The organism is Cognataquiflexum rubidum, assembly GCF_022538115.1.
In the GTDB taxonomy this organism is placed as follows: domain Bacteria; phylum Bacteroidota; class Bacteroidia; order Cytophagales; family Cyclobacteriaceae; genus Cognataquiflexum; species Cognataquiflexum rubidum.
In genome coordinates this window covers 114393-136468 of the sequence record NZ_JAKZAL010000011.1, presented here as the reverse complement: position 1 = coordinate 136468, position 22076 = coordinate 114393, and the positions used below count along the sequence as shown (strand labels likewise).

The window sequence follows — 22076 nt, the reverse complement described above, 5'->3', positions numbered from 1 at the left end:
GCCCAAATTAATGAAAATTTGAATGGCTACCTATACAACGGAAATCGCTTCGGATAAGTTGGTGAGTGACAATCCCATCCATCAGCGTCTGCTCAAAGCGTACATTGCTGCCAAACCTTTGGTCAGTGGAAAGCTCCTCGAAGTGGGCTGCGGTGAGGGAAGAGGGGTGGAGGTTTTGTTGGAAAATGTAGACAGCTACCTCGGGATCGACAAAATCCATGAGGTGATCGATAACCTGAAGGTCAAATTTCCAGGTATCCAATTTGAACAGGCCGTGATTCCACCATTTTCCGGTTTGAAGGACAATGCCTACGATACAGTGGTCAGCTTTCAGGTCATCGAGCATATCCAAAATGACAGGCTTTTTTTGCAGGAAATTTACCGTGTGCTGAAGCCCGGCGGCAAAGCGATCATTTCCACACCGAATATAAAGCATACCCTTTCGCGAAACCCTTGGCATATCAGGGAATACACCGGAACGCAATTGACAGAGCTGTGCAAGGGGATTTTTGATAAAGTGGAATCTCTGGGAATCGGGGGGAATGAAAAAGTATGGAATTACCACGAAGCCAACAGGGCCTCAGTCCGCAAAATCATGCGTTTTGATATTTTGGATCTGCAACACAGACTTCCGGCTTTTGTGCTGCGATGGCCTTACGAAATCCTGAATAGGATGAACCGAAACAAACTTCACCAACAGCAGGGAGCTTCCGTCACCGACATCAGCCATGAAGACTATCTTCTTGTCGATCATCCGGATAAAGGTTTGGATTTGTTTTATGTGTTACATAAGAAATGATCAACTTTATTTGACCATGCTTTTTCTCTGAGTTCAGAGTGATTAACATCTCTTTTTTTCCAAAGTCCGGCAAAATCAAAAATTGATTTGGATTTAACTTTTGGGCTTTTAACAGACTTTTTGATCTTAATCAAATTTCTCTTTACAAGATTGTCAAGTAAGGGTTTTGCCTTATCGTCTAGAATTTCAATTGAAATGGTTTCCATATCTTAGATATATAAATAACAATTTTGAAAACATGAATAGAAAGGGGTACAATTTGTAGTTTTATTGCTTATCGTCCCAAAGGAACTGATTTTTACCCGGGATTTCGTAATTTTCATCTTTAGCTTATATTTTGTTTGCACACTCAAATAAGTGAAGAAAATTGAGTCGAAAAGCTTATTACAATTTATTTTAAGCCCTTTTCGGCTCTTTTTTATAATAGATCTGCGGATTTAATGAAATAAGAGAAAAGTAAGGAAATTATAACACTATTTATAAGTAAGCGTTAATTGAAACATGAAAGAATCCATTATAAATGTAATATTTATCCTAACTTTCTTGTTTGGAGGGTTGTTCCCTTTACTTGCGCAAAATCATTTTCCTTCCCAAATATGGCACAAAGGCAGTATTTATGGTACAGATGGACAGACCTATGCAGGCTTTGTTAAATATGATTTGGAGAATAATTTAGTTCAATTACAAACTGAGACCATTTCTACTTTTACAGCTTCCAATGTCAGTCATTTTGAAATTCATAACCAAACAAATGATGGGATAAGAAGTTTCTACAGTCTTCCTTTTAGTCAAAATGGCGATACTGAAACGCTAGTTTTCTTTGAAGTCCTAACAGAAGGCAATGATTTTGCGCTTTTCTGTCGGGAATATATTAAGACTATTTACAGATGGACGGGGGGTACTGCTGGTGGTCATAACTATGATGGGCCTCAGACTAAGACAGTATATCGACTTGCTTTCGATTATTACTTTCTAAAAAATGGAAGTCTTGAAAAATACAGCTTAAATAAAAAAGACTTGTTTACGATGCTTCCGGGATATGATAAAGAAATCGATCTTTTCATGAGAAAATATAGCTTGGAACACGACAGACGCAAGGATTTGATTAGAATTACCAACTATTACAACGAATTGCAGAATTAATTTTCAAATCAAAATTGCTTATTCTCCTTGCAACGAGGATGACATCACCCCGTCTAGGCGTACGTGTGTTATGAAGTCTTTGATGTAAACCAAAGAAATGTTGTATAGGAGATGGTAGTAGGCCTACCGCCATCGCTGAGAAAGAGTCTCTCGGTCTATTTTTTGGTTACTTTTTGTGGTAAGACAAAAAGTGTCACGAGGAAGAGACGCAAAGAAAATACTTGAGGAAAGAATAGAAATGAATTGATCAATCAAACTTCCATGTTTTTGGTGTAAACCCTATTCCTCATTTTACTTTTTTACTCCCAAAAATCTAAGACATCTTATTTTCATTACCCCGAGCTGCGGTGCATGTGGATTGGTGGAAGTATGAGAATCAGAGAAGCACCTTGCACGGGGCTAATAATATTCAGCCCACTTCGGGGCTGTTGGTCGAAGAAGATCCGAAAATAAATGTTTTAATGGCTTACTATTTAGGAATTTTATACTTCACCAGAAATTCTATTTTGGAACACCTGTGGGGAGGAAGAAATTTTACCGGGCCGGCGAGGCACTGCGCGGGGGAGGATTAAAATTTCTTGCCTTTTTTGGTTACTTTTTGTGGTAAGACAAAAAGTGACACAAGAAAAGATCGTCAAAGTGTGATCTAATAATTGAAAAAAATAATTGATCAATCAATCTTCCCTGTTTTTGGTGTAAACCCAATTCCACACTTTACTTTTTTGCTTCCAAAAACTGGCAACATCGCATTTCCATTACCCCGAGCGTCGGTGCTTGGAGATTGGTGGAAGTATAAGAACCAGAGAAGCACCTTGCACGGGGCTACCAAGATTTTGCCCCGATGGGGCGGTCTGATAGTCGAAGAGGATCTGGGAATAATATAATAGGGCATTAAATCAGAATCTTATGCCTAAGAAAAATTTTATATTGGAAACGCCGTGGGGAGGAAGAATCCGCGACAATTGTCGGGATTACCGGGCCGGCGAGGCACTGCGCGGGGGAGGATTAAAATTTCTTGCCTTTTTTGGTTACTTTTTGTGGTAAGACAAAAAGTGACACGAGGAAGAGACGCAAAGAAAATACTTGAGGAAAGAATAGAAATGAATTGATCAATCAAACTTCCATGTTTTTGGTGTAAACCCTATTCCTCATTTTACTTTTTTACTCCCAAAAATCTAAGACATCTTATTTTCATTACCCCGAGCTGCGGTGCATGTGGATTGGTGGAAGTATGAGAATCAGAGAAGCACCTTGCACGGGGCTATTATTGTTCAGCCCACTTCGGGGCTGTTAGTAGGAGAGGAACCACCATAAGGAATCGGGATGGACCAAAAAAAATCCGAGTCCTTAGCAGGACCCGGATTTTGGATTCAAAAAACCAAACAAATTATCCCTATCTGGGCGTAGTTTGGCGTTGGCGCTAAGGGTAGTTTGTAACTACCCTTTACTATCATAGTGAATTTGTAATTCAAATTATACCTAACTACATTCCGTTTTTGCGATTGTTTCACTAGTCCAATTGCAAATTGGTTAGGATAAAAGAGTGTAAATACAAATTACACACAGTCCAGCCATTAGTATGAGAGGAACCATAATAAGGAATCGGGATGGACCAAAAAAAAAATCCGAGTCCTTAGCAGGACCCGGATTTTGGATTCAAAAAACCAAACAAATTATCTTCTATCCAACAGGCTTTCTCCGGCAGCACCGGCACCTAGGATTTTTTCCAATTCTGCTTTGAGCTCTGCGGAGACTTCAGAATATCCTCTTTCATCCAACAGCGGGATAAAAAACTTCAACATTTCGATCGAAATCAGGGCTTCACGGTCATAATCGCGACCTGTCTTTTGGTAAAACTCCAACATCTGAATAGACTTATGGGAAATTTTATCCACCACATCTAAAGCAAGGTCATCTTCCCCAACCTCAAACAACAGCGGTACCGACTGACCACTTGCCAAATCATAGGCAACAGCCTCATGTGGCATGACCTTCATACTGAATTTCAACAATTCCGCAGCCCTGTCCATATCCTCTTCGTCTAACAACGCAATGGCAATACTGTTTACCGCAGAGCGGTGATTTGAGGTAAATCTCCTGAATTCATCATCGAAATAATTGTCAGGATTGTCCATTCCCCTGAAAGCAAACTTCTCCATCATATTGGTGTATGCCAGGTCGGTATTCACCAATTCGGTTCTCATACCCTCAGGTTTTCTCACAGGAAGCAACCTGTAAGTCATGCCTTCCATCACCACATAGTCTTCGATGTCAAGTGTGATGGTAGCCAATGAGGTGTTGTTAAAGTAGATAGGCCTTTCCCAATTGTTGGTGGTAATCAGGTCGATCAACATCAGGTTACCTTTTGTGAGGTAATTCCCTTTGATTCTGAGGTTGATTTGCTCGGTCATCAGGCCTTCCATGGATTCCGGAATCAGGCCTTGGTTATAGACATTTTCCAAGTCGACATCTAAGATCAGGTTCCTCGAAGGGACCATGTTGTAGGTGTTTTTGCTTCCCGATGCTGCCAATTTCAAAAGCTCACTTCCGTTGTTGAGGAGTTTGAGGTATTCTGAAGCTGAGATGGCTTGAAGGTTCTCTCTTTCCATTACATAAAGGACATCATTGGTGCCTTTTTTATAATTTTTTGGATCCAAAGAAAATGGCAAAGCAGCCGATTCATTGACCGGGCGGGCCATCTGCTCCACATACCAATCCGTATCAAAGTAACTCAACACCACCACCCTCACGTCAGTTCTGAAGCCTTCAACCTCCTGTACATACCACAGCGGGAAAGTGTCATTGTCACCACCGGTAAATAAAATCGCATTTGGCGCACAAGAAGCAAGGAAGTTTCTGGCAGAATCAACAGAGAAAAATCTTCCTTGTCTGTTGTGGTCGTCCCAGTTTTGGCTTGCCATCAAGACCGCCACCGGTACAGTGGCGAGCGTGGCGATGATACCTGCAACGACGAGATTCTTGTTCAATCTTTCAATATAGTATGCCAAGGCCATCACGCCGATTCCTATCCAAATTGCAAATGCGTAGAAAGAACCCACATAGATATAATCCCTTTCGCGGGGTTCAACAGGCGGAGAATTGAGGTATAATACCAATACAACACCCATCATCAGAAACAACATGGCTGAGATAAAGAAAGACTTGTTGTCTTTTTTAGCCTGAAAAACCAAACCGATCAAACCCAAAATCAAAGGCAGCATCAGGTAGTTGTTATGCGCTTTGTTTTCTTTGATATAATCAGGATAGATATCTGAGAAAAAATCTGTAATTCCCATCCAAGGCGCATCTGCAAAATCACTTTCCCTTCCTGAAAAATTCCACATAAAATACCTCCAATACATATGCCCAAGCTGATGGGTAAACATAAAATAGAGGTTGTCTCCGAAAGTTGGTTTTTGACCTTCTCTCAATCCAAGCTTGGATTGGTAGATCTGCTTGTGTCGGTCTTGAGTGGAATAAATCCTTGGCAAAATCGTCGTTCTCGCAGGATCATATTCATTGACGGTAGAATAATCCACGATTTCATACCTGTCTGTTCCTTTCATATAAATCGGGGCACCCTCTTTTTGATCAACCAATTCGGCATCAAAATACTGACCATGGATCAAAGGACGGTAACCATATTGCTCTCTTTTCAGATAAGAAACATAGCTGATGATATCTGCCGGACCATTTTCATTGATGACAGGATCTTGATTTGCACGAACTACAATAAGTGCATAAGAACCATATCCAATTAAGATAAATACCAATGAAACCAAAACTGTATTGAGGATGACTTTTCCTTTTTTGATGGAATAGAGAATTCCATAAATCAGGGAACCCAAAAACAAGGCGGAAAAGACAATTATTCCAGATCCAAATGGCAACCCAATGCTGTTGACAAAGAAAATCTCCATCGAACCTGCCAGACTTGGAAGTCCGGGGATGATCAAGTTATTGATGATAATCAATGCAACGCCACCCAAGATCAGGGCGATAATACCTCCTTTGAGATTTGGATTAGGATATTTTTTGAAATACACCACCAAAGCCAAAGCCGGTAAAGTAACAAGGTTCAGCAAGTGTACACCGATCGATAATCCCACCAAATAGGCGATAAATATCATCCATCTGTTTTCTTCTCTTTGGTCTTCGATCACATCCCATTTCAGAAATGCCCAAATGACTATCGCTGTAAAGAAAGAGGACATGGCATACACTTCTGCTTCCACAGCAGAGAACCAAAAACTGTCTGTAAAAGTATAGATGAGAGAACCCACCACACCTGCACCCATCAGGGTGATGATTTGGCCTTTGGTTTCTGTTCCTTTTTGGATCTGGAAAAGTCTACGACCAAATAAAGTAATGGTCCAAAAAAGGAAAAGCACTGTAAATCCTGAGAAAACGGCACTTCCGACATTCATCCAATAGGCTACAGACAATCCGTCTCCGAATGCCAGAAATCCGAACATCCTATAAATCAACAGGAAAAACGGCGCTCCCGGTGGATGTGGCACCTGCAGTTTGTAGGATACAGCGATGAATTCTCCCGGATCCCAAAAACTGGCGGTCTGTTCCACTGTCAATATAAAGACGGTAGTTGATAGAAGAAAAACCAGCCATCCTGTGAGGTTATTGGCCTTTTGATAGTCAAGCATTGTTTTTGAAATAATAGTTTCGGGCGAAAATAATCAATAAATCCTAATCCATCTGTTTTTTAACAGCATTTAAGGTATTGTGATAAAAATTACTGTTCATCATTGGCCCTGTCTGTAGCTTTGTATCATCTAAAAAATAATAACCATGAGTGCACAACCAAAAACATTCAGCGAATTGATTTCAGGCGACCAACCTGTATTGGTGGATTTCTTTGCCACTTGGTGCGGTCCCTGCAAAATGATGCAACCTATATTAGAAGATACAGCCCGTCAGGTGGGTGATAAAGTCAAAATCATCAAAGTGGATGTGGACAAAAACCCCTATGCCGCCAGTGCATATCAGGTAAGAGGCGTTCCGACTTTGATTTTGTTCCAAAATGGAAAGCCACTTTGGAGGCAATCAGGTGTCGTTCCGGCCAACCAATTGGTCAAAGTGATTGAAGACAATCTGCGTCAGAAAGTCTAATTTTAAAATGTGACAAAAGTCATTTTAAAGAAAAGGACGGAAAGATAATTTTACATAACATTCAACAGAAAAAAATCAGAAAGCATATGACAATTGAACAGATCTATACCGGATGTTTGGCTCAGGGAGCCTACTATATCGAGTCTGACGGCGAAGCAGCTGTCATTGACCCTTTGAGAGAAGTACAGCCATACATAGAAAAAGCAGAAAGAAGGGGAGATACTATCAAGTATGTGTTTGAAACCCACTTTCACGCTGACTTTGTTTCAGGTCACAAGGATTTATCAATCAAAACCGGCGCTCCGATTGTATTCGGTCCAACAGGAATGAAGATGGGCTTTGATGCCATAGTTGCAAAAGACGGTCAGGAATTTCCACTAGGAAAGGCAAAAATCAGGGTAATCCATACCCCGGGCCATACCATGGAAAGTACCTGCTACCTTTTGATCAATGAAGAAGGAAAAGAGGAAGCATTGTTTACCGGAGATACTTTGTTCATTGGAGATGTGGGAAGACCGGACCTTGCGCAGAAAGTCATTGCAGAATTGACACAGGACAAACTTGCGGCGCATCTTTATGATTCCCTGAGAAATAAAATAATGCCTTTGGCCGATGATATCATTGTGTATCCGGCCCACGGTGCGGGAAGTGCTTGTGGCAAAAACATGAGCAAAGAGACCACCGATACTTTGGGAAATCAGAAGAAGACCAATTATGCGCTTCAGGAAATGACCAAAGAGGCATTTATGAAAGAGGTGCTCACAGGACTTACTCCTCCTCCTGCTTATTTCCCTCAAAATGTCATGATGAATATCCAGGGATATGAGTCTATAGATACCGTATTGAACAGAGGATTTAATCCACTAAGTCCTGCCGCTTTTGAAGCTGCCGCCAACGAAACAGGCGCGGTAGTTATTGATACAAGGGACGCACAGGTTTTTGCGAAGGGTTTTATCCCCAACTCCATCAACATCGGTATCGATGGAAGTTTTGCAGTATGGGTAGGAGCATTGGTTCCTGACCTCAAGCAAGAAATCCTGATCGTGGCCGATGAAGGAAGAGAAGAGGAAGTCATTACAAGATTGGCTAGAGTAGGATATGACTTCTGCATTGGATACCTCAAAGGAAGTTTTGAAGCATGGAAAGCCGATGGCAGAGAAGTGGACAGCATCAAATCTGTCACCACTGAGGAACTTGCGCACCTGATCGAAAAAGAAGGCGGAGTCAACATCCTGGATGTCAGAAAAAACAGTGAATACCTCAGCGAACATGTGATCGATGCTGAAAATGCACCTTTGGACTATATCAACGACAGCATGGCCCAGATCAATAAAGACAAAACCTATTATGTGCATTGTGCAGGTGGATACAGATCCATGGTATTCAATTCCATCTTGAAAGCAAGAGGATTTGATAATCTTGTCGATGTAAAAGGTGGATTTGATGCTATCAAGGATTCTGCTTTGTTCAAAGTAAGCGACTATGTATGTCCTACTACTTTGCTCTAAAAATAATTATAGAAAAGTTGTGTTTTACCCCAAATGGCAAGATTTCGGTCTTGCCATTTTCATTTCGAATCAAACAAAGTGATAATAGTCACTGGATGCGGATAGAAATCTAGACAATTTTGAATATTATGCGAGTAGTGAGTTTGATGCTGTTTTTGGGGTTGTTTACCTCTGCTGTAGCGCAGCAAAATCACGGAGATTCACTTTCGGGCCATGAAGAATCCGGCAGGAAATTGGGACATGATCTTGAAAAAGGAAAATTTGATTTCCACGTAAGGTCATTTCTGATGTCGACCCATAACAGGGGGGACTTGCTTGATTATTCAGCGCTGGGTGTTGGTGCGGGATTGGGTTACCTCAGTCCTGAATATAAAGGATTCCAGGTTGGGTTCAGCGGCTTTTTTGTTTTTCAGTTGTTTGAAAACAATCTTGCTGTAGCCGATCCAACAACTGGTGCAGGCAATAGGTACGAAATCCTGCTGTTTGACATGCATGATCCTGAGAATATGACCGACCTTGACAGATTGGAAGAGTTCTTTATTTCCTACAAAAGAGGTGATTTCAGGACGATCTTTGGGAGGCAAAAGATCAATTCGCCTTTTCTCAATGAACAGGACAACAGGATGAGGCCAAATATATTCAGTGGTCTTTCGGTCAATTATCAAAAGTCCAATTGGGAAACTACGGCTTCTTGGTTGAGCGCAGTGACCATAAGGGGGACTGTGGACTGGTTTAGTATGGAAGAATCGTTTGGGGTGTATCCTTTTGGGAGAAATCCATTTGGAGAACCTTCCAATTATTCCCATAATATTTCTTCAAAAGGAATGGGAATGATTGGTCTGAAGTATCGAAACGAAGGTTTTTCCGCTCAGGGATGGAATTATTTTGCAGAAAATGTCTTTAACATGAGTTTTTTGCAAGGAGATTATGTTCTTGATCTTGGACATGCTTCGGTCGACTTGGGTGGTCAGGGTTTCTTTCAGACGGCAGTCAATGACGGAGGAAATTCCGAAATAGAAAAGACCTACATGCTACCGGATGAAAAGTCATTTGGATTTGGCGGAAAAATCGGACTGAACTCCGGGAGACATCATATTTCTGCAAATTTTCTCGGGATCAACGATAGAGGTAGATTTCTCTTTCCACGAGAATGGGGCAGGGAAAACTTCTACGCAAGTATGTCACGGGAGAGGTATGAAGGAAGCGGTGATATGGATGCCTTGGTCTTCAAATATACCTATGATACCCCAGTCAAAGGTCTGAATGCCCAGCTTGGGGCAGGCAAAGTCAATCATGGTGGATTGGATTCATTCAAAACAAACAAATACGGAATCCCATCTTATTATCACTTTACAGGTCTATTGGACTACAGATTCAGCAATTACCTCGAAGGATTGGATATTCAGTTTATGGTAGCTCAAAAAACTGCCCAAAACCAATCTGAAGTACCTGACATGTTTAGGATCAATAGGGTAGATATGTGGAACTTGAATTTTATTATTGATTACAGATTTTAAAACTAAACAAACAAACAAATAAAATGGAACAGTTTATTGAATGGATCAAGCAGCCTTGGCCTTGGTGGATAGCAGGTCCGATGATCGGGCTTATCGTCCCTACCTTGTTGATCGTCGGAGGAAAAGCCTTCGGTATATCTTCCTCATTGAGGCACGTCTGCGCCATGTGTGTGCCTTCCAATATTCCTTTCTTTACCTATGATTGGAAAAAGGAATTGTGGAACATCGCATTTGTAATTGGTGTCGCTATCGGTGGCTTTATTGGCCATAACTTACTGGCCAATCCGGAAATGATAGAAGTTGCTGAGTCCACACAGCGCGATTTGGCTGCCCTTGGGATCACAGATTATAGGAGCATCATGCCTCACGAGATTTTCAATTGGGAAAACTTATTTACCGCAAAAGGTTTGTTGTTCTTCGTCATAGGTGGATTCTTGGTAGGATTTGGTACCAGATACGCAGGCGGATGTACCTCTGGACACGCTATTATGGGCATCAGTTCACTGCAGTGGCCGTCGGTCGTCGCCACCATCTTCTTTATGGCAGGAGGATTCCTGATGACGCATGTCTTTCTTGGTCCTTTGATGAAATTAGTAGGCTTTTAATCTTTAGAAAAAAATGGGAACAGCAGTAAAAAAAGGAGAAAAACCGAATGTCGGAGCAACTCCAAATAAAGAACAAAAAGGCGAAAGTCCACTGGAGTTATTGATGTATCTGATCATCGGCGTGGGTTTTGGTATTATTTTCATAAAAGCCGAAATTGTATCCTGGTTTAGGATCCAAGAGATGTTCAGGTTACAGTCATTCTTTATGTATGGGGTAATCGGTTCAGCCGTAGTGGTGGGTGCACTTTCGATTCAGATCATCAAATGGTTCAATATCAAAACCATCAAAGGTGATAAAATCATCATCACCGACAAGGAATTCCGCAAAGGACAGATAATCGGAGGTTTTATCTTCGGATTGGGTTGGGCACTGACAGGTGCTTGTCCGGGACCGTTGTTTGCTCAGATTGGCAGTGGATTTACAGTGATCTTGGTGACTTTGATCAGTGCCGTAGCAGGAACATGGGTTTATGGAAGGTTTTCACATAAATTGCCAAATTAAAAATACCCTAAACCTTTATTGGTATGGTATTTGAAGACAAAAAGCTTATAAATTGAACTTAAACACTGAGCCGCTTCCGATAGGGAGTGGCTTTTTTTATTGTCCATCAAAAACCCTTTTGATGATAAATCGGATCATGATGATGATCACAGCAATGATCGACCCCACAATTATGAATTCCATAGCATCACATTTTTTTGATTAACCTTCATTTTAAATGATGGTTTATAGAAAAGCCATTTAATTTCTCCAAAACCAAAATTAATTTTCGCAAAGTCCTTTACTTTGCAGCCAAGAACCTAACCCTGTTGAAATTCATGACTTTGCTTCAAAAAAGGAGGATTGCCCTCGGAAGTTTATTTTTTATTGCAGGACTTTGTTTTTCTTCCTGGGCTGCAAGGATTCCCGATATACAGATGAAATTTTCGCTTTCAGAATCCCAACTGGGAACGCTCCTTTTGGGATTGCCGCTAGGTTCTTTGGTAGCCTTGCCGGTAGCAGGCTGGGCAGTACATCATTTTGGCAGCAGGATCGTGATTTTGATCAGTGTAACTGGGTATATGACTTTCCTTCCATTGATCGGATTCAGCAATTCTCTGTGGATGTTGGTACCGGTAGTGGTGGTTTTTGGGATGATCGGAAATATGATGAATATTTCATTGAACACCCAAGCATTGGCTTTGGAGGATACCTATGGGCGGAGCATTTTGGCCTCGTTTCATGGATTATGGAGTTTGGCAGGATTTACCGGAGCGGGTATCGGTGCAGTCATGATTTATTTTGATGTATTGCCTAAAATTCATTACCTCATTGTTTCATCAGGTGTATTGGTAGCCTTGTTGATTGCGCAGGGCTATTTGGTAAGTGAAAAAAAACATTCGGATGGTGGTGGAGGATTGGTGATCCGAAAGCCCGATGATTTGCTTTTGAGAATTGCAGGAATTGCTTTTCTCGGCATGCTTTGCGAAGGCTGTATGTTTGACTGGAGCGGGGTTTATTTCAAAAAAGTCGTGGAAATTGAACCTGGTTTGGTCGCCTTGGGATACGTTTCCTTCATGGGGGCAATGGCTACAGGAAGGTTTATTTCTGACAGAATGAACAACAAATTTGGCCGGGTACTGATCTTGAGGATGAGCGGCATATTGATTTTTGGTGGATTGATGCTTTCGGTGGTTTTTCCCATTCCTGTGGTTGCCACAATTGGATTTTTGTTGGTGGGTTTGGGAGTGGCTGCCATTATCCCTATATCTTACAGCATTGCAGGCAGATCTAAGTTGTATTCGCCCGGAGTTTCTTTGGCGATGGTTTCGACGATTTCCTTTTTTGGGTTTTTGATCGGGCCGCCGATGATAGGATTTATTGCTGACCTGTTGAGTCTGAAGGCCTCTTTTGCCCTTGTAGCCGTTGCCGGCTTGGGAATTGCGGTTTTGAGCTCCATCAGGTTGGATGTATTCGAGTCAGTGGATGAGGTAACCAAATATTAGCCCATGGCAACAAAAGAGCCCTTTCAGTTTGAAAAAAAGTTTGAAGTTTTGTCCTTCCAGATTGATCCGTTTGGCAAATTGAGGTGGTCGGCATTGGGAGACCTCATGCAGGAAGTGGCTTGGAAGCATGCTGACAGCCGGGATTTTGGTCAGTCGCTTTTTGATAAAGGGTACATGTGGGTACTTTCCAGAATGCAGATCAAAGTCCACAGTATGCCATCTTGGGGTGACCATATTGTGGTCAAGACAGCGGGAAGAGGAATCGACAAGCTTTTTGCATTGCGTGAATTTTTGGTGGAGGATGACAAGGGAAATGTGATTGCAGAATCCATGTCTGCTTGGCTTTTGTTGGATGTCAGGTCAAAAAGGCCCCAAAGACCAAATCAGGTTTTGCCGCCTGAATTATTTTCCCAAAATCCCGAAAAAGGCCTTTTACCTGAAAAATTGGAATCTGCGGGTTCCTTTGAAAAAAGTACCGAGTTGACAGTCAGGCCATTTGACCTTGATATGAATAACCATGTCAACAATGTCAGCTATATCCGTTGGGTGGAGGATTTGTGCATTTCAGAGGGAATTGTTTTCCATGATCTTGTCATCAATTACATCGCCGAAGCCAAGCTCCATGAATCCATCTTCCTGTCAATGTCTCAGCAGGATCAATATTTTTTATTATCCGGTACAAGCCAAAACAGGCCCGTTCTTTTGGTCTCCGTCAAATAAACTATTGGTAGCCGGGCACTGTGATGTATATCACATCTTTATGACATGAAATGTTGTCAATTTTGTAATTGATATATTTATCATCTTATGAAAGATTCTTTCCAGCCCATACTAAAGATGTTGACCATGATGGTCGGTTTATTACTCAGCGTAACCTTGCTTACAGCCATCCTGATAGGTACGATTGTGATGGTATTTAGCGGGGGAAGCCTTCCTCCCTTAAATCCATCCCAACCAACCGATATGCAGGCGATAGCAGTAGCGGTAGTGGATACTTACAAAGGAGTAATTCCCAAAGAAGGGATTTGGCAGGCTCCGGATTGGAGTTCTGTTGATCAGGAACCCAATGCTGAGGACATCAAATATGGCAAAGAACTTATCGCCAATACCTCGGCTTACCTTGGGCCAAACGGCAAAGTCAAGAAAATTTCCAACGGGATGAATTGTCAGAATTGTCACCTCAACGCAGGCACAGCTCCTTTGGGAAACAACTATGGTGCAGTCGCCTCGACCTACCCAAAAGTCCGCGCCAGATCCGGTCAGATGGAAAATGTCGAAAAACGGATCAATGACTGTTTTGAAAGGAGTCTAAATGGCAAAGCCCTAGCTGACAACAGCAAGGAAATGGTGGCCATGGTGGCTTACATGACTTGGCTTGGCAAAGAGGTGCCAAAAGGAGAATCCCCAAAAGGCTCCGGAATCTATGAAGTTCCGTTTTTGGACAGGGCCTCTGATCCGGTCAAGGGCAAGGCTGTCTATGCCCAACAGTGCCAAAGTTGTCACATGGAAGATGGTCAGGGCATGCCAAAACCCGATAAATCAGGGCATATCTACCCGCCACTTTGGGGAGACAACAGCTATAACGATGGGGCGGGGTTATTCAGAATGTCACGATTTGCGGGATATGTAAAAACCAACATGCCTCTAGGTGCGACTTTCGAAAGACCTCTATTGACAGATGAAGAAGCATGGGATGTGGCTGCTTACATCAATTCCCTACCTAGACCCAAAAAAGACATCAGAAAAGATTGGCCTGATATTTCCAAAAAACCAATTGACCATCCATTTGGTCCGTTCTCGGATGATTTTTCAGAAGAGCAGCACAAATTCGGTCCATTCAAACCTATCAAAGAAGCTAGAGCAATCGCATCTAAATGAAAGCTTTCATCTTACTGATTTTTTTATCCTCATTTAGTCAGGTCAACTACGCCCAAGAGCAGGATTCTCTCAAGTCCAAAAAGCCCGCCCTCATTCAGGGAACGGTTGGCTTGCGTTCGTTTTGGATGTCGACGAGCTATTGGGAGGAATTCAAGGATGACCATGCCTTGGGTCAAAGCGCCTTTATCCAACTGAAGACAAAAGACTATAAAGGCTTTTCCCTGCTTGGACGATATACCGTTTTTGGCAATATTACGAGTTCAAACCTGACGGGGCGCGATCCGGTGACAGGCAATTTCAATAGGTATGAAGTAGGTCTGTTTGATGTCAATGACCCTTCTGATAAGTTTTTTGGAAAGTTGGAAGAACTGCAACTCCGCTATAATTCCAAAAAGTTTTCCGCCGTTTTGGGAAGAATGAGCATCAATATGCCATTTATCAATCCACAAGACGGTAGATTATCCCCGACTTTTGTAGAGGGATTTAGCGCGAATTATAGACCTGATTCCAAAAACCAGTTTTCAGCGGATTTTATAGGAAGGATAAGTCCTAGATCAACTTCAGGTTGGTATGATGTGGGCGAATCTATTGGAGTTTATCCCGAAGGACAGAGCGTCTTGGGAAAACCCTCAGGCTATACAGGCAATACGAACAGTGGCTTTGTAACCATATTGGACTGGAAGCACAGGGTGACCAAAGACATGCTTATCCAAGTCAACCATACCTATGTCGACAATATTTCATCCACACTGCTTTCTCAGGTCAACAATGATTGGGAATTGGAAGGTACTTCCAACAAGCTGATAACCGGCCTGCAGGTAATTCTCCAGCACGGGGTTGGAGAGGGTGGGAATCCGGATCCTTTGAAGCAATACAAAGATCCTGATGACCTGAATTTTGTTTTCAGCGGAAGGATTGGATTGAAGAATCCGAAGATGATATGGTGGGCAAATTACACCCGGATCGACGGGCAGGGGAGATTTCTCAGTCCAAGAGAATGGGGAAGGGACCCATTTTTTACCTTTATCCCCAGAGAAAGAAATGAGGGTTATAACCAGGTCGATGCACTGACGACATATTACCAGCGGAATTTCCTTAAATCCGGATTTCAGGTCTATGGTTATGCAGGGCTTCATTTTCTCCCTGAACCATCAAGAGTTGAAATCAATAAATATGGTTTTCCTTCTTATGCCCAACTTAATTTTGGGGGAAAATATGCTCCTTCCGATTGGGGAAAGGGACTGGATTTTCACCTGATCCTGATGAGTAAAATCAACATGCTATCCGGAGAATTAAAGCCTCAGTGGATTTATAACAAAGTGAATATGGTGCACATCAATTTTATAGTAAACTACACGATCCAATGGAAATAAGTGAAAAAGTCGATGCAGCACAGTTTGAATCATTACTGAAAGCCAAACCCGCTTTGATGGTATATTTTTTCCAAGAAAAGTGCGGGGTCTGTACCGGCCTTTTTCCCAAAGTCCAAGAAATGGTCAAGGCAGAATTTCCTGAAATGGAATTGCTCGTTCTAGAAGCCATTCAACACAGAGAACTGGCCGCACAGCTTAGGATGATGGCTGTGCCCGGAATCTTGGTTTATTTTGAAGGAAAAGAATTTTTTAGGGCAAATGGATTGGTGACTTTGGGGGAATTGCGAACAAAAATTGGAAGGTATTACAATTTGATGTTTGGTTGATTTGGCAGGGTCCTAAAGGGTGTTTGGTTTCATTGTTTTGAGGATTTGACCAAAACCGCCAAAAACTTTTTTTAAACGTTGACTTGGTTTACTTTTTTCGTCACTTGGTTTAAAATGAGGGCTTTAGAGTTTTATTTCAGGGGATATTTTTGCAGATTTAAGCGTAATAAGCAGCGATAGTTGTTTGGTCACCCAGATTTTTCTTCTCAAAATCATTTACTTTTTAAAAAAAACAGAATCCCTTCGGATAATGATCGTTGTCCCAACAGTTTTTTTAAAATGAAATCCTCATAGTAACATTCATCACATGTTTTGGCTGACAATAATTGGAAATTTGATCTATCAAAAACAATTAAGTTAAAGTGTTATGAGCGATCAAGAAATATATTCCATGCCAAGGATTGGGGACATGGCCCCGGATTTTGCGGCGATGACCACCACAGGTCCGATCAAGTTTTCTGACTATATCAAAGGGAAATGGACGATTCTATTTTCACATCCCGCGGATTTTACACCGGTGTGTACCACAGAGATGAGCGGATTTGCCCTCGAAAAGAAATTCTTCGAAGAAAATGACACCAAGCTGATTGGATTGAGCATTGACTCTATTCATTCACATATTGCTTGGGTCAATAACGTGCGCAAAAATTCCGGAATTCTATTCGAATTCCCGATCATCGCCGACATCGACATGAAAGTCTCGAAATTGTATGGCATGCTTCAGCCCGGCGAAAGTGAGACTGCTGCGGTAAGAGCTGTATTCTTTATCGATCCAAATGGTAAAATCCGTCTGATCATGTATTATCCTTTGAATGTGGGTAGAAATATGGACGAGATCAAACGTGTTCTTATTGCATTGCAGACTGCCGACAAGCATAAAGTCGCCATGCCTTTGGACTGGAGACCTGGACAAAAAGTGATTGTACCGCCACCAAAAACCGTTGCAGAAATGCAGGAAAGAGAAGCTAGCGATTACGAAATGGTCGATTTCTATCTTGCCAAAAAAAGTCTCTAACCGGATTCACTTGACAATGAAAGCTGCCCGATGAGGGTAGCTTTTTTTTTGATATATTTTCTGGGCGGTAGCCAATATGAATTTGTAAGCCATGGGATAGGCTGCCAAATTCAAGAAGCTTCGAATTCTATCAGCTTTTTGATTTGCTTCAAAGAGCCTCTTCGCAGCGGAATGGTATAATCCCCAATGTGGATTTCTTTGGCATTAAAGGAAGTGACCTCTTTGTAATTGATGGTGTATGACTTATGAACTCGGACGAAGGTATCCTCAGGAAGATCTTGGATCATGTCTTTGAGGATGTTTCTTGCCACGTATGCCTTGGTCTTTGTCTGGATTTTGGTATAAAGTCCGTCTGCTTTGAAAAACAGAATTTCATCAAACTGAAGTGGAATGGTGTTGCCTTTGTCTCTGACGATAAAGACATTCTTTTTAGTGTTGAGGATAGGCTTTTCTGATTGGTTTTTTAATGCAAGGTAAGCCGCGGATTGGAGTTCCTGTAGGGTAAAGGGTTTTAGAATATATCCCTCGTAATCCGTGGTAGCGATTTTGTCCAAGATCGATTTATCCGAAAAAGCCGTCAGATAGACTACAGGAATATTTTTTATTGCTTTGATTTTTTTGCAGAGTTCTACCCCGTCAATTGCCCCTTTAATCTGTATGTCCATAAAAATCATGTCCACGTGATGGTGGGTCAAAAACTCAACCGCTTCTATCCCATTGTCCAGAATTCCCGCCACCTCATAACCGATAAACTCCAGGATATCTTTGATATTCAAGGCCAATTCTGGTTCGTCTTCTACAATCAATATCTTTTCCATGGTCACCAATATATTATTCCAAAACCTCTGATTTAGAAAATCTTAACAAAAAGCACTTTTATGTTAATTAAGTGAATTGAATTTAAAATATATTGAATTTTATTTACATCCTCACAATCATTGAGAATATGAATCGAAGTGCAAACATCCTTGGAGCCATAGGAGAATCTTACCACATATTGCAGTCCAATTCAAATTTGAAGGATGCTATTCCTTACATTCTTTATTTTTTGGGGAGTTCGTCGGAGGTGGATAGAATTTACATTTTCAAAAACCATTTTGCAGAAGATGGGGAATTGTTGTTTTCCTACAAATTTGAATGGTGTGCAGAGGGAGTTGCACCACAGATAGATTCTGAATTTCTCCAAAATGCTCCATGGTCCATCTATCCCGAAATTGTCGCTAGACTAAGTCAAAACGAGGTGATCAATGAACTGGTAAAGGAGACTGTCAATAAGGATTTTTATGAAAGCATGAGTGAGCAGGGGATTTTATCCTATCTGTTTGTCCCGATTTTTTCAGGCGATTTTTTTTGGGGATTTATCGGATTTGACAATTGTAAATCTGAGGACTTGTTTACCAATGAACAGGCCTCAGCGTTACATGCCTTTGCTTCCACTTTAGGCAATACCATCTTAGTCCGAAGACAACAGAAAAGATTGCTAAAGAGCCAAAAGCACTATCGATTTTTGGTAAACAACATCAATGATGTAGTGTTCAAGTATGATTTAAAAGGGAACCTTCATTTCCTCAACAGTACCTGGGAAAGAATTACAGGGTTTTCTATAAATGACTCGATCGGCAAATCATTTTTTGATTTTGTGGAAGCACCTTGCTCCGGAGCTTTGGAAAGCAAAATGGAACAGATCATTTCAAAAAAAATAGCAAGGTTTGAAAAAGAACTTGAATTAAAAACAGCAAACAGACATTCCATTTGGGTCAAAATGGATGGCATTTTGATGCTGGATAAGAAAGGAAATGCCTCAGGGGTTTTTGGTACACTGATCGATATTGACAAAGAAAAAAGGGGACTTGAGGCATTAAAAGAAAGTGACAAAAGAAATCAGGCTATTATCAACACGGTAAAAGACGCCTTGTATACCTTTGATGCAGCTACCGGGGAATGTGTTTTTCTTTCTGACAATATATCCCTCCTCGGGTTTCAAAAATCCCAATTTTGCGATGATAAGGATTTTAGAAGAAAAGCTGCCCACCCAAATGACAGGTTATTACTTGAAAAAGCAGACGCCAAACTTTTTGAAACGGGATCGTTGGATATGACCTATCGGGTCATCAATAATCAGGGCGAACTCAAATGGGTGCAGGAAAAATCCTGGATGGAGAAAGACACCAAGGGTAGAAATCTGAGAGTTCACGGAAGGTTCACTGATGTGACGGAGCTCAAGACAAAAGAGATCAACCTTCAGAAAAGTGAAGAAAGATTCAGGACCATAACCGAAAACATCCCTTTCCCACTGATTATTTGTTCTATCGAACAAGGAGATATTTATTACCTGAATAAGGATTTCAGGGACATTTTGGGTGTCAATGTAAGTGAGGGGATTTTTAACCTGACCCTTGATGAGATTTTTGCTTTGGAGAATCAAGATGTGCCGCTTTCGAAATATTTTGTCCGTCATGGGGATGTCAAAAATCTCGAGGTGAAGCTTCAGGTTCAGGGCAATCAACTGGAATTATGGTACAGCCTTTCTTCTCATAGAATTCCATTTATGGGGGAGGATGCCTTGGTAGTGGTGCTTTTTGATATCAGCGACAGAAAAAAAGCTGAAGAAAAGGCTTACAAGCTGAATGAATTATTGAAGGCGGTCAACGAAACCCAGATCAGCTTTTTCCTTCAGGAGGATTTTATTTCTCCTTTGGAAACTTTGCTGGATAAAATGCTCAACCTCACAGAAAGTAAATTCGGCTTTATAGGGGAAGTGCTTTACGATGAGCACAACCTGCCATATCTCAAATCCCACACACTGACCAATATTGCGTGGTCTGAAGAGACAAAACAATTCTATAATCAAAATTATAGGACTGGATTGGAGTTCAGAAATCTGAATACCCTCTTTGGAGAATCTCTCAGGACTGGCAAAATCGTAATTACCAACGAGGCCTACGCTGACCCCAGAGCTGGAGGAACCCCACACGGACATCCAAGATTGGATAGATATCTCGGTATTCCAGTTTATAAAGGTGACGAATTCGTCGGATTGATGGGGCTTGCCAATAAATCCCAGGACTATTCGATGTCAGATGTGCAATTCTTGGAACCTTTGGTTTCCAGTTATGCAAACCTCATTCAGGCCATCCGGATCAACAGAAGAAAGAAAGAATCTGACAGGATGAGAAAGGAGGCAGACGAAATGTACCGGTTGCTTTCCGAAAATACGGGTGATATTATCGCCCTCCATGACACAGAGATGGTGTTTCAGTATATCTCTCCTTCAATAGAAAAAGTGTTGGGTTACACGCCTGCAGAGTTGGTGGGGAAATCACCCGCAGTGGTCTTCAATGTTCCTGATGTCAAGAATCAGATCGGAAACCAATCCAAAGTAGTCTTACCCCATAAGCATAAAAACAACGGAACAACAGTATTTCTTGAGGTATTGCTTAAGCCTCTGAAAGATGAGAAAGGAAATGTATTTTCTATTCTTGCCACTTCGCGGGATGTAACAGAAAGGGAGCTAGGAATAAAGGAACTGAAAAAAGCCATTTTAAAAGAAAAGGAATTGAACCAGTTGAAGTCAAGATTTATATCTATGACTTCCCACGAGTTTCGCACACCCTTATCCACCATCCTGAGCAGTACGGACCTTTTACTGATGATGTCGGAAAAAGAAGATGTACAGATTTCAAAAGAACAGCTTGAAACCCATCTGAACCGCATATTGAATCAAATCAAGAGATTGAACAATGTGATCAATGATGTTTTGATCCTGGAAAAAAACGAACAAGGGAAAGTGAAATCTGTCTCCCAACCATTGTACATCATCGGATTTATTTCTTCTTTGATTTCGGAATTCAACGACCAAAAAACCCTGGCAAACAAGATTAAGCTACACTATCCGGAAAAGGAAAAATTGATTTATTCCGATCCTGTATGGCTTACCCATGTTTTCAAGAACATCATCGAAAATGCCCTCAAATATTCATTGCCGGAGAACCAAGCGCCTGAACTTACCCTGATATATAAGGCAAAAACCTTTGAAATTTCCGTCAGAGATTATGGTGTGGGAATTCCCAAAGAAGACCAAAAGTATATTTTCGATTCCTTTTTCAGATCCAAAAACGTCTCCAACATCAAAGGGACGGGCCTTGGCCTGAGTATCGTCTATGAATTTGTCAAAAAGTTGGGTGGTAAGATGAGCTTCAAAAGTGAGCTAAGTGAAGGGTCAGAATTTACCGTCAAACTACCCTACAAAGCGTAAGTGATTTTGACCGTCCCGCCATTAACAAGCAAAAGTCAAGTATTTTGGCTTTGCTGATGTCTTTGGGAAGTACGAGGCTGAAAATGGAATCAGCGTTAGCACGGTAGTCCTGCTCAAAGTCTGGGGAAATGGCCAAGATTGGGACTTTGCTTCCCAAATAGCTATATTTTATTCTTTCAGCCATCTCTTTTCCGGACATTCCACACAGGACTGTATCCGTGACAATAATGTCAAAATAAGTCGAACCGATAGTATAGTACTTAACGATCCCATCTTTCCCGCTTTGTGCTTCAGTTACCTGATGACCATTTTCTGTAAAGAAGCGGGAAAATTCAGATCTGATGGTAGGGTTATCATCCACGAGCAGAATATTCATTTCTTCTATTTTTGATAAAATTTACTTTCAAAACTGCCTATCTGATACCTTGTTGCTATTATTTGTAAATTATCTGTCCTATTGGAAAAGGGTTGATTCCCTCGATTTCCAACTGCTACCCAAATGAATTCTCTTTTCAATTGGGTGATTTGGTCTTTTGTTTTTTTA

General features: G+C 41.4%; 18 protein-coding genes. 14 read left to right on the top strand and 4 right to left on the bottom strand.

Going from position 1 to position 22076, the window contains the following annotated elements; translation table 11 throughout:
• Nucleotides 1-22 precede the first annotated feature (22 nt).
• Nucleotides 23-799: a class I SAM-dependent methyltransferase gene (locus MMU05_RS13305; RefSeq protein ID WP_241142165.1), complete on the top strand. Its 777-nt coding sequence runs from the start codon at nucleotides 23-25 to the stop codon at nucleotides 797-799.
• Here the strand turns inward: MMU05_RS13305 and MMU05_RS13300 are convergent.
• The gene (locus tag MMU05_RS13300) at nucleotides 778-1005 is read right to left on the bottom strand and encodes a hypothetical protein (RefSeq protein WP_241142164.1); all 228 of its coding nucleotides are present in this window, start codon (nucleotides 1003-1005) and stop codon (nucleotides 778-780) included. The two genes, MMU05_RS13305 and MMU05_RS13300, sit on opposite strands and share 22 nt — an antisense overlap.
• Before the next feature lie 295 nt (nucleotides 1006-1300).
• On the opposite strand from MMU05_RS13300, the gene MMU05_RS13295 reads away from it, so the two are divergent.
• A complete protein-coding gene (locus MMU05_RS13295; protein WP_241142163.1) occupies nucleotides 1301-1942 on the top strand; it encodes a hypothetical protein in 642 nt (213 codons plus the stop codon).
• Between the two features lie 1673 nt (nucleotides 1943-3615).
• Here MMU05_RS13295 and MMU05_RS13290 read toward each other — a convergent pair.
• Complete coding sequence (locus tag MMU05_RS13290) at nucleotides 3616-6603, bottom strand: glycosyltransferase family 117 protein (RefSeq protein WP_241142162.1); 2988 nt, start codon at nucleotides 6601-6603, stop codon at nucleotides 3616-3618.
• A 145-nt stretch (nucleotides 6604-6748) separates the two neighbouring features.
• Here MMU05_RS13290 and trxA point away from each other — a divergent pair, with 145 nt between their 5' ends.
• The 11 genes from trxA (at nucleotide 6749) to MMU05_RS13235 (ending at nucleotide 17277) form a co-directional block, all read left to right on the top strand.
• Entirely contained in the window at nucleotides 6749-7069 is a 321-nt protein-coding gene (gene trxA / locus MMU05_RS13285) for a thioredoxin (protein ID WP_241142161.1), read from the top strand.
• Between the two features lie 86 nt (nucleotides 7070-7155).
• The gene (locus tag MMU05_RS13280; RefSeq protein WP_241142160.1) at nucleotides 7156-8577 is read left to right on the top strand and encodes an MBL fold metallo-hydrolase; all 1422 of its coding nucleotides are present in this window, start codon (nucleotides 7156-7158) and stop codon (nucleotides 8575-8577) included.
• Between the two features lie 128 nt (nucleotides 8578-8705).
• On the top strand, nucleotides 8706-10094 hold the full coding sequence (locus tag MMU05_RS13275; protein WP_241142159.1) for a hypothetical protein: 1389 nt from the start codon (nucleotides 8706-8708) through the stop codon (nucleotides 10092-10094).
• A 23-nt stretch (nucleotides 10095-10117) separates the two neighbouring features.
• Nucleotides 10118-10699 carry a YeeE/YedE family protein gene (locus tag MMU05_RS13270; protein WP_241142158.1) on the top strand — a complete coding sequence of 194 codons (582 nt, stop codon included), beginning with the start codon at nucleotides 10118-10120 and terminating at the stop codon, nucleotides 10697-10699.
• A 103-nt stretch (nucleotides 10700-10802) separates the two neighbouring features.
• Nucleotides 10803-11201, top strand: coding sequence for a DUF6691 family protein (locus MMU05_RS13265; protein WP_241142206.1), 399 nt, complete (start codon nucleotides 10803-10805; stop codon nucleotides 11199-11201).
• A gap of 317 nt (nucleotides 11202-11518) precedes the next feature.
• Nucleotides 11519-12685, top strand: a complete 1167-nt coding sequence (locus MMU05_RS13260) for an MFS transporter (RefSeq protein ID WP_241142157.1) — start codon at nucleotides 11519-11521, stop codon at nucleotides 12683-12685.
• Nucleotides 12686-12688: 3 nt separating this feature from the next.
• Nucleotides 12689-13405, top strand: coding sequence for an acyl-[acyl-carrier-protein] thioesterase (locus MMU05_RS13255; protein ID WP_241142156.1), 717 nt, complete (start codon nucleotides 12689-12691; stop codon nucleotides 13403-13405).
• An 87-nt stretch (nucleotides 13406-13492) separates the two neighbouring features.
• Nucleotides 13493-14563, top strand: a complete 1071-nt coding sequence (locus MMU05_RS13250; protein WP_241142155.1) for a c-type cytochrome — start codon at nucleotides 13493-13495, stop codon at nucleotides 14561-14563.
• Nucleotides 14560-15936 carry a hypothetical protein gene (locus MMU05_RS13245; protein ID WP_241142154.1) on the top strand — a complete coding sequence of 459 codons (1377 nt, stop codon included), beginning with the start codon at nucleotides 14560-14562 and terminating at the stop codon, nucleotides 15934-15936. The genes MMU05_RS13250 and MMU05_RS13245 overlap by 4 nt, the downstream gene beginning before the upstream one ends.
• Nucleotides 15927-16262: a thioredoxin family protein gene (locus tag MMU05_RS13240; protein ID WP_241142153.1), complete on the top strand. Its 336-nt coding sequence runs from the start codon at nucleotides 15927-15929 to the stop codon at nucleotides 16260-16262. The genes MMU05_RS13245 and MMU05_RS13240 overlap by 10 nt, the downstream gene beginning before the upstream one ends.
• Nucleotides 16263-16629: 367 nt before the next feature.
• A complete protein-coding gene (locus MMU05_RS13235) occupies nucleotides 16630-17277 on the top strand; it encodes a peroxiredoxin (protein ID WP_241142152.1) in 648 nt (215 codons plus the stop codon).
• Between the two features lie 110 nt (nucleotides 17278-17387).
• Here MMU05_RS13235 and MMU05_RS13230 read toward each other — a convergent pair whose 3' ends face one another.
• Nucleotides 17388-18095: a LytR/AlgR family response regulator transcription factor gene (locus tag MMU05_RS13230; RefSeq protein ID WP_241142151.1), complete on the bottom strand. Its 708-nt coding sequence runs from the start codon at nucleotides 18093-18095 to the stop codon at nucleotides 17388-17390.
• 128 nt (nucleotides 18096-18223) lie between these two features.
• Between MMU05_RS13230 and MMU05_RS13225 the strand changes: the two genes are divergently transcribed.
• Nucleotides 18224-21532, top strand: a complete 3309-nt coding sequence (locus MMU05_RS13225) for a PAS domain S-box protein (protein WP_241142150.1) — start codon at nucleotides 18224-18226, stop codon at nucleotides 21530-21532.
• Here MMU05_RS13225 and MMU05_RS13220 read toward each other — a convergent pair.
• The gene (locus MMU05_RS13220) at nucleotides 21510-21908 is read right to left on the bottom strand and encodes a response regulator (protein ID WP_241142149.1); all 399 of its coding nucleotides are present in this window, start codon (nucleotides 21906-21908) and stop codon (nucleotides 21510-21512) included. The two genes, MMU05_RS13225 and MMU05_RS13220, sit on opposite strands and share 23 nt — an antisense overlap.
• Nucleotides 21909-22076: the final 168 nt, after the last annotated feature.

Bases quoted from the DNA above. Each gene is read 5' to 3' on its own strand.
- MMU05_RS13305 (WP_241142165.1), top strand. From the start codon at position 23: ATGGCTACCTATACAACGGAAATCGCTTCGGATAAGTTGGTGAGTGAC.
- MMU05_RS13300 (WP_241142164.1), bottom strand. From the start codon at position 1,005: ATGGAAACCATTTCAATTGAAATTCTAGACGATAAGGCAAAACCCTTA.
- MMU05_RS13295 (WP_241142163.1), top strand. From the start codon at position 1,301: ATGAAAGAATCCATTATAAATGTAATATTTATCCTAACTTTCTTGTTT.
- MMU05_RS13290 (WP_241142162.1), bottom strand. From the start codon at position 6,603: ATGCTTGACTATCAAAAGGCCAATAACCTCACAGGATGGCTGGTTTTT.
- trxA (WP_241142161.1), top strand. From the start codon at position 6,749: ATGAGTGCACAACCAAAAACATTCAGCGAATTGATTTCAGGCGACCAA.
- MMU05_RS13280 (WP_241142160.1), top strand. From the start codon at position 7,156: ATGACAATTGAACAGATCTATACCGGATGTTTGGCTCAGGGAGCCTAC.
- MMU05_RS13275 (WP_241142159.1), top strand. From the start codon at position 8,706: ATGCGAGTAGTGAGTTTGATGCTGTTTTTGGGGTTGTTTACCTCTGCT.
- MMU05_RS13270 (WP_241142158.1), top strand. From the start codon at position 10,118: ATGGAACAGTTTATTGAATGGATCAAGCAGCCTTGGCCTTGGTGGATA.
- MMU05_RS13265 (WP_241142206.1), top strand. From the start codon at position 10,803: ATGTATCTGATCATCGGCGTGGGTTTTGGTATTATTTTCATAAAAGCC.
- MMU05_RS13260 (WP_241142157.1), top strand. From the start codon at position 11,519: ATGACTTTGCTTCAAAAAAGGAGGATTGCCCTCGGAAGTTTATTTTTT.
- MMU05_RS13255 (WP_241142156.1), top strand. From the start codon at position 12,689: ATGGCAACAAAAGAGCCCTTTCAGTTTGAAAAAAAGTTTGAAGTTTTG.
- MMU05_RS13250 (WP_241142155.1), top strand. From the start codon at position 13,493: ATGAAAGATTCTTTCCAGCCCATACTAAAGATGTTGACCATGATGGTC.
- MMU05_RS13245 (WP_241142154.1), top strand. From the start codon at position 14,560: ATGAAAGCTTTCATCTTACTGATTTTTTTATCCTCATTTAGTCAGGTC.
- MMU05_RS13240 (WP_241142153.1), top strand. From the start codon at position 15,927: ATGGAAATAAGTGAAAAAGTCGATGCAGCACAGTTTGAATCATTACTG.
- MMU05_RS13235 (WP_241142152.1), top strand. From the start codon at position 16,630: ATGAGCGATCAAGAAATATATTCCATGCCAAGGATTGGGGACATGGCC.
- MMU05_RS13230 (WP_241142151.1), bottom strand. From the start codon at position 18,095: ATGGAAAAGATATTGATTGTAGAAGACGAACCAGAATTGGCCTTGAAT.
- MMU05_RS13225 (WP_241142150.1), top strand. From the start codon at position 18,224: ATGAATCGAAGTGCAAACATCCTTGGAGCCATAGGAGAATCTTACCAC.
- MMU05_RS13220 (WP_241142149.1), bottom strand. From the start codon at position 21,908: ATGAATATTCTGCTCGTGGATGATAACCCTACCATCAGATCTGAATTT.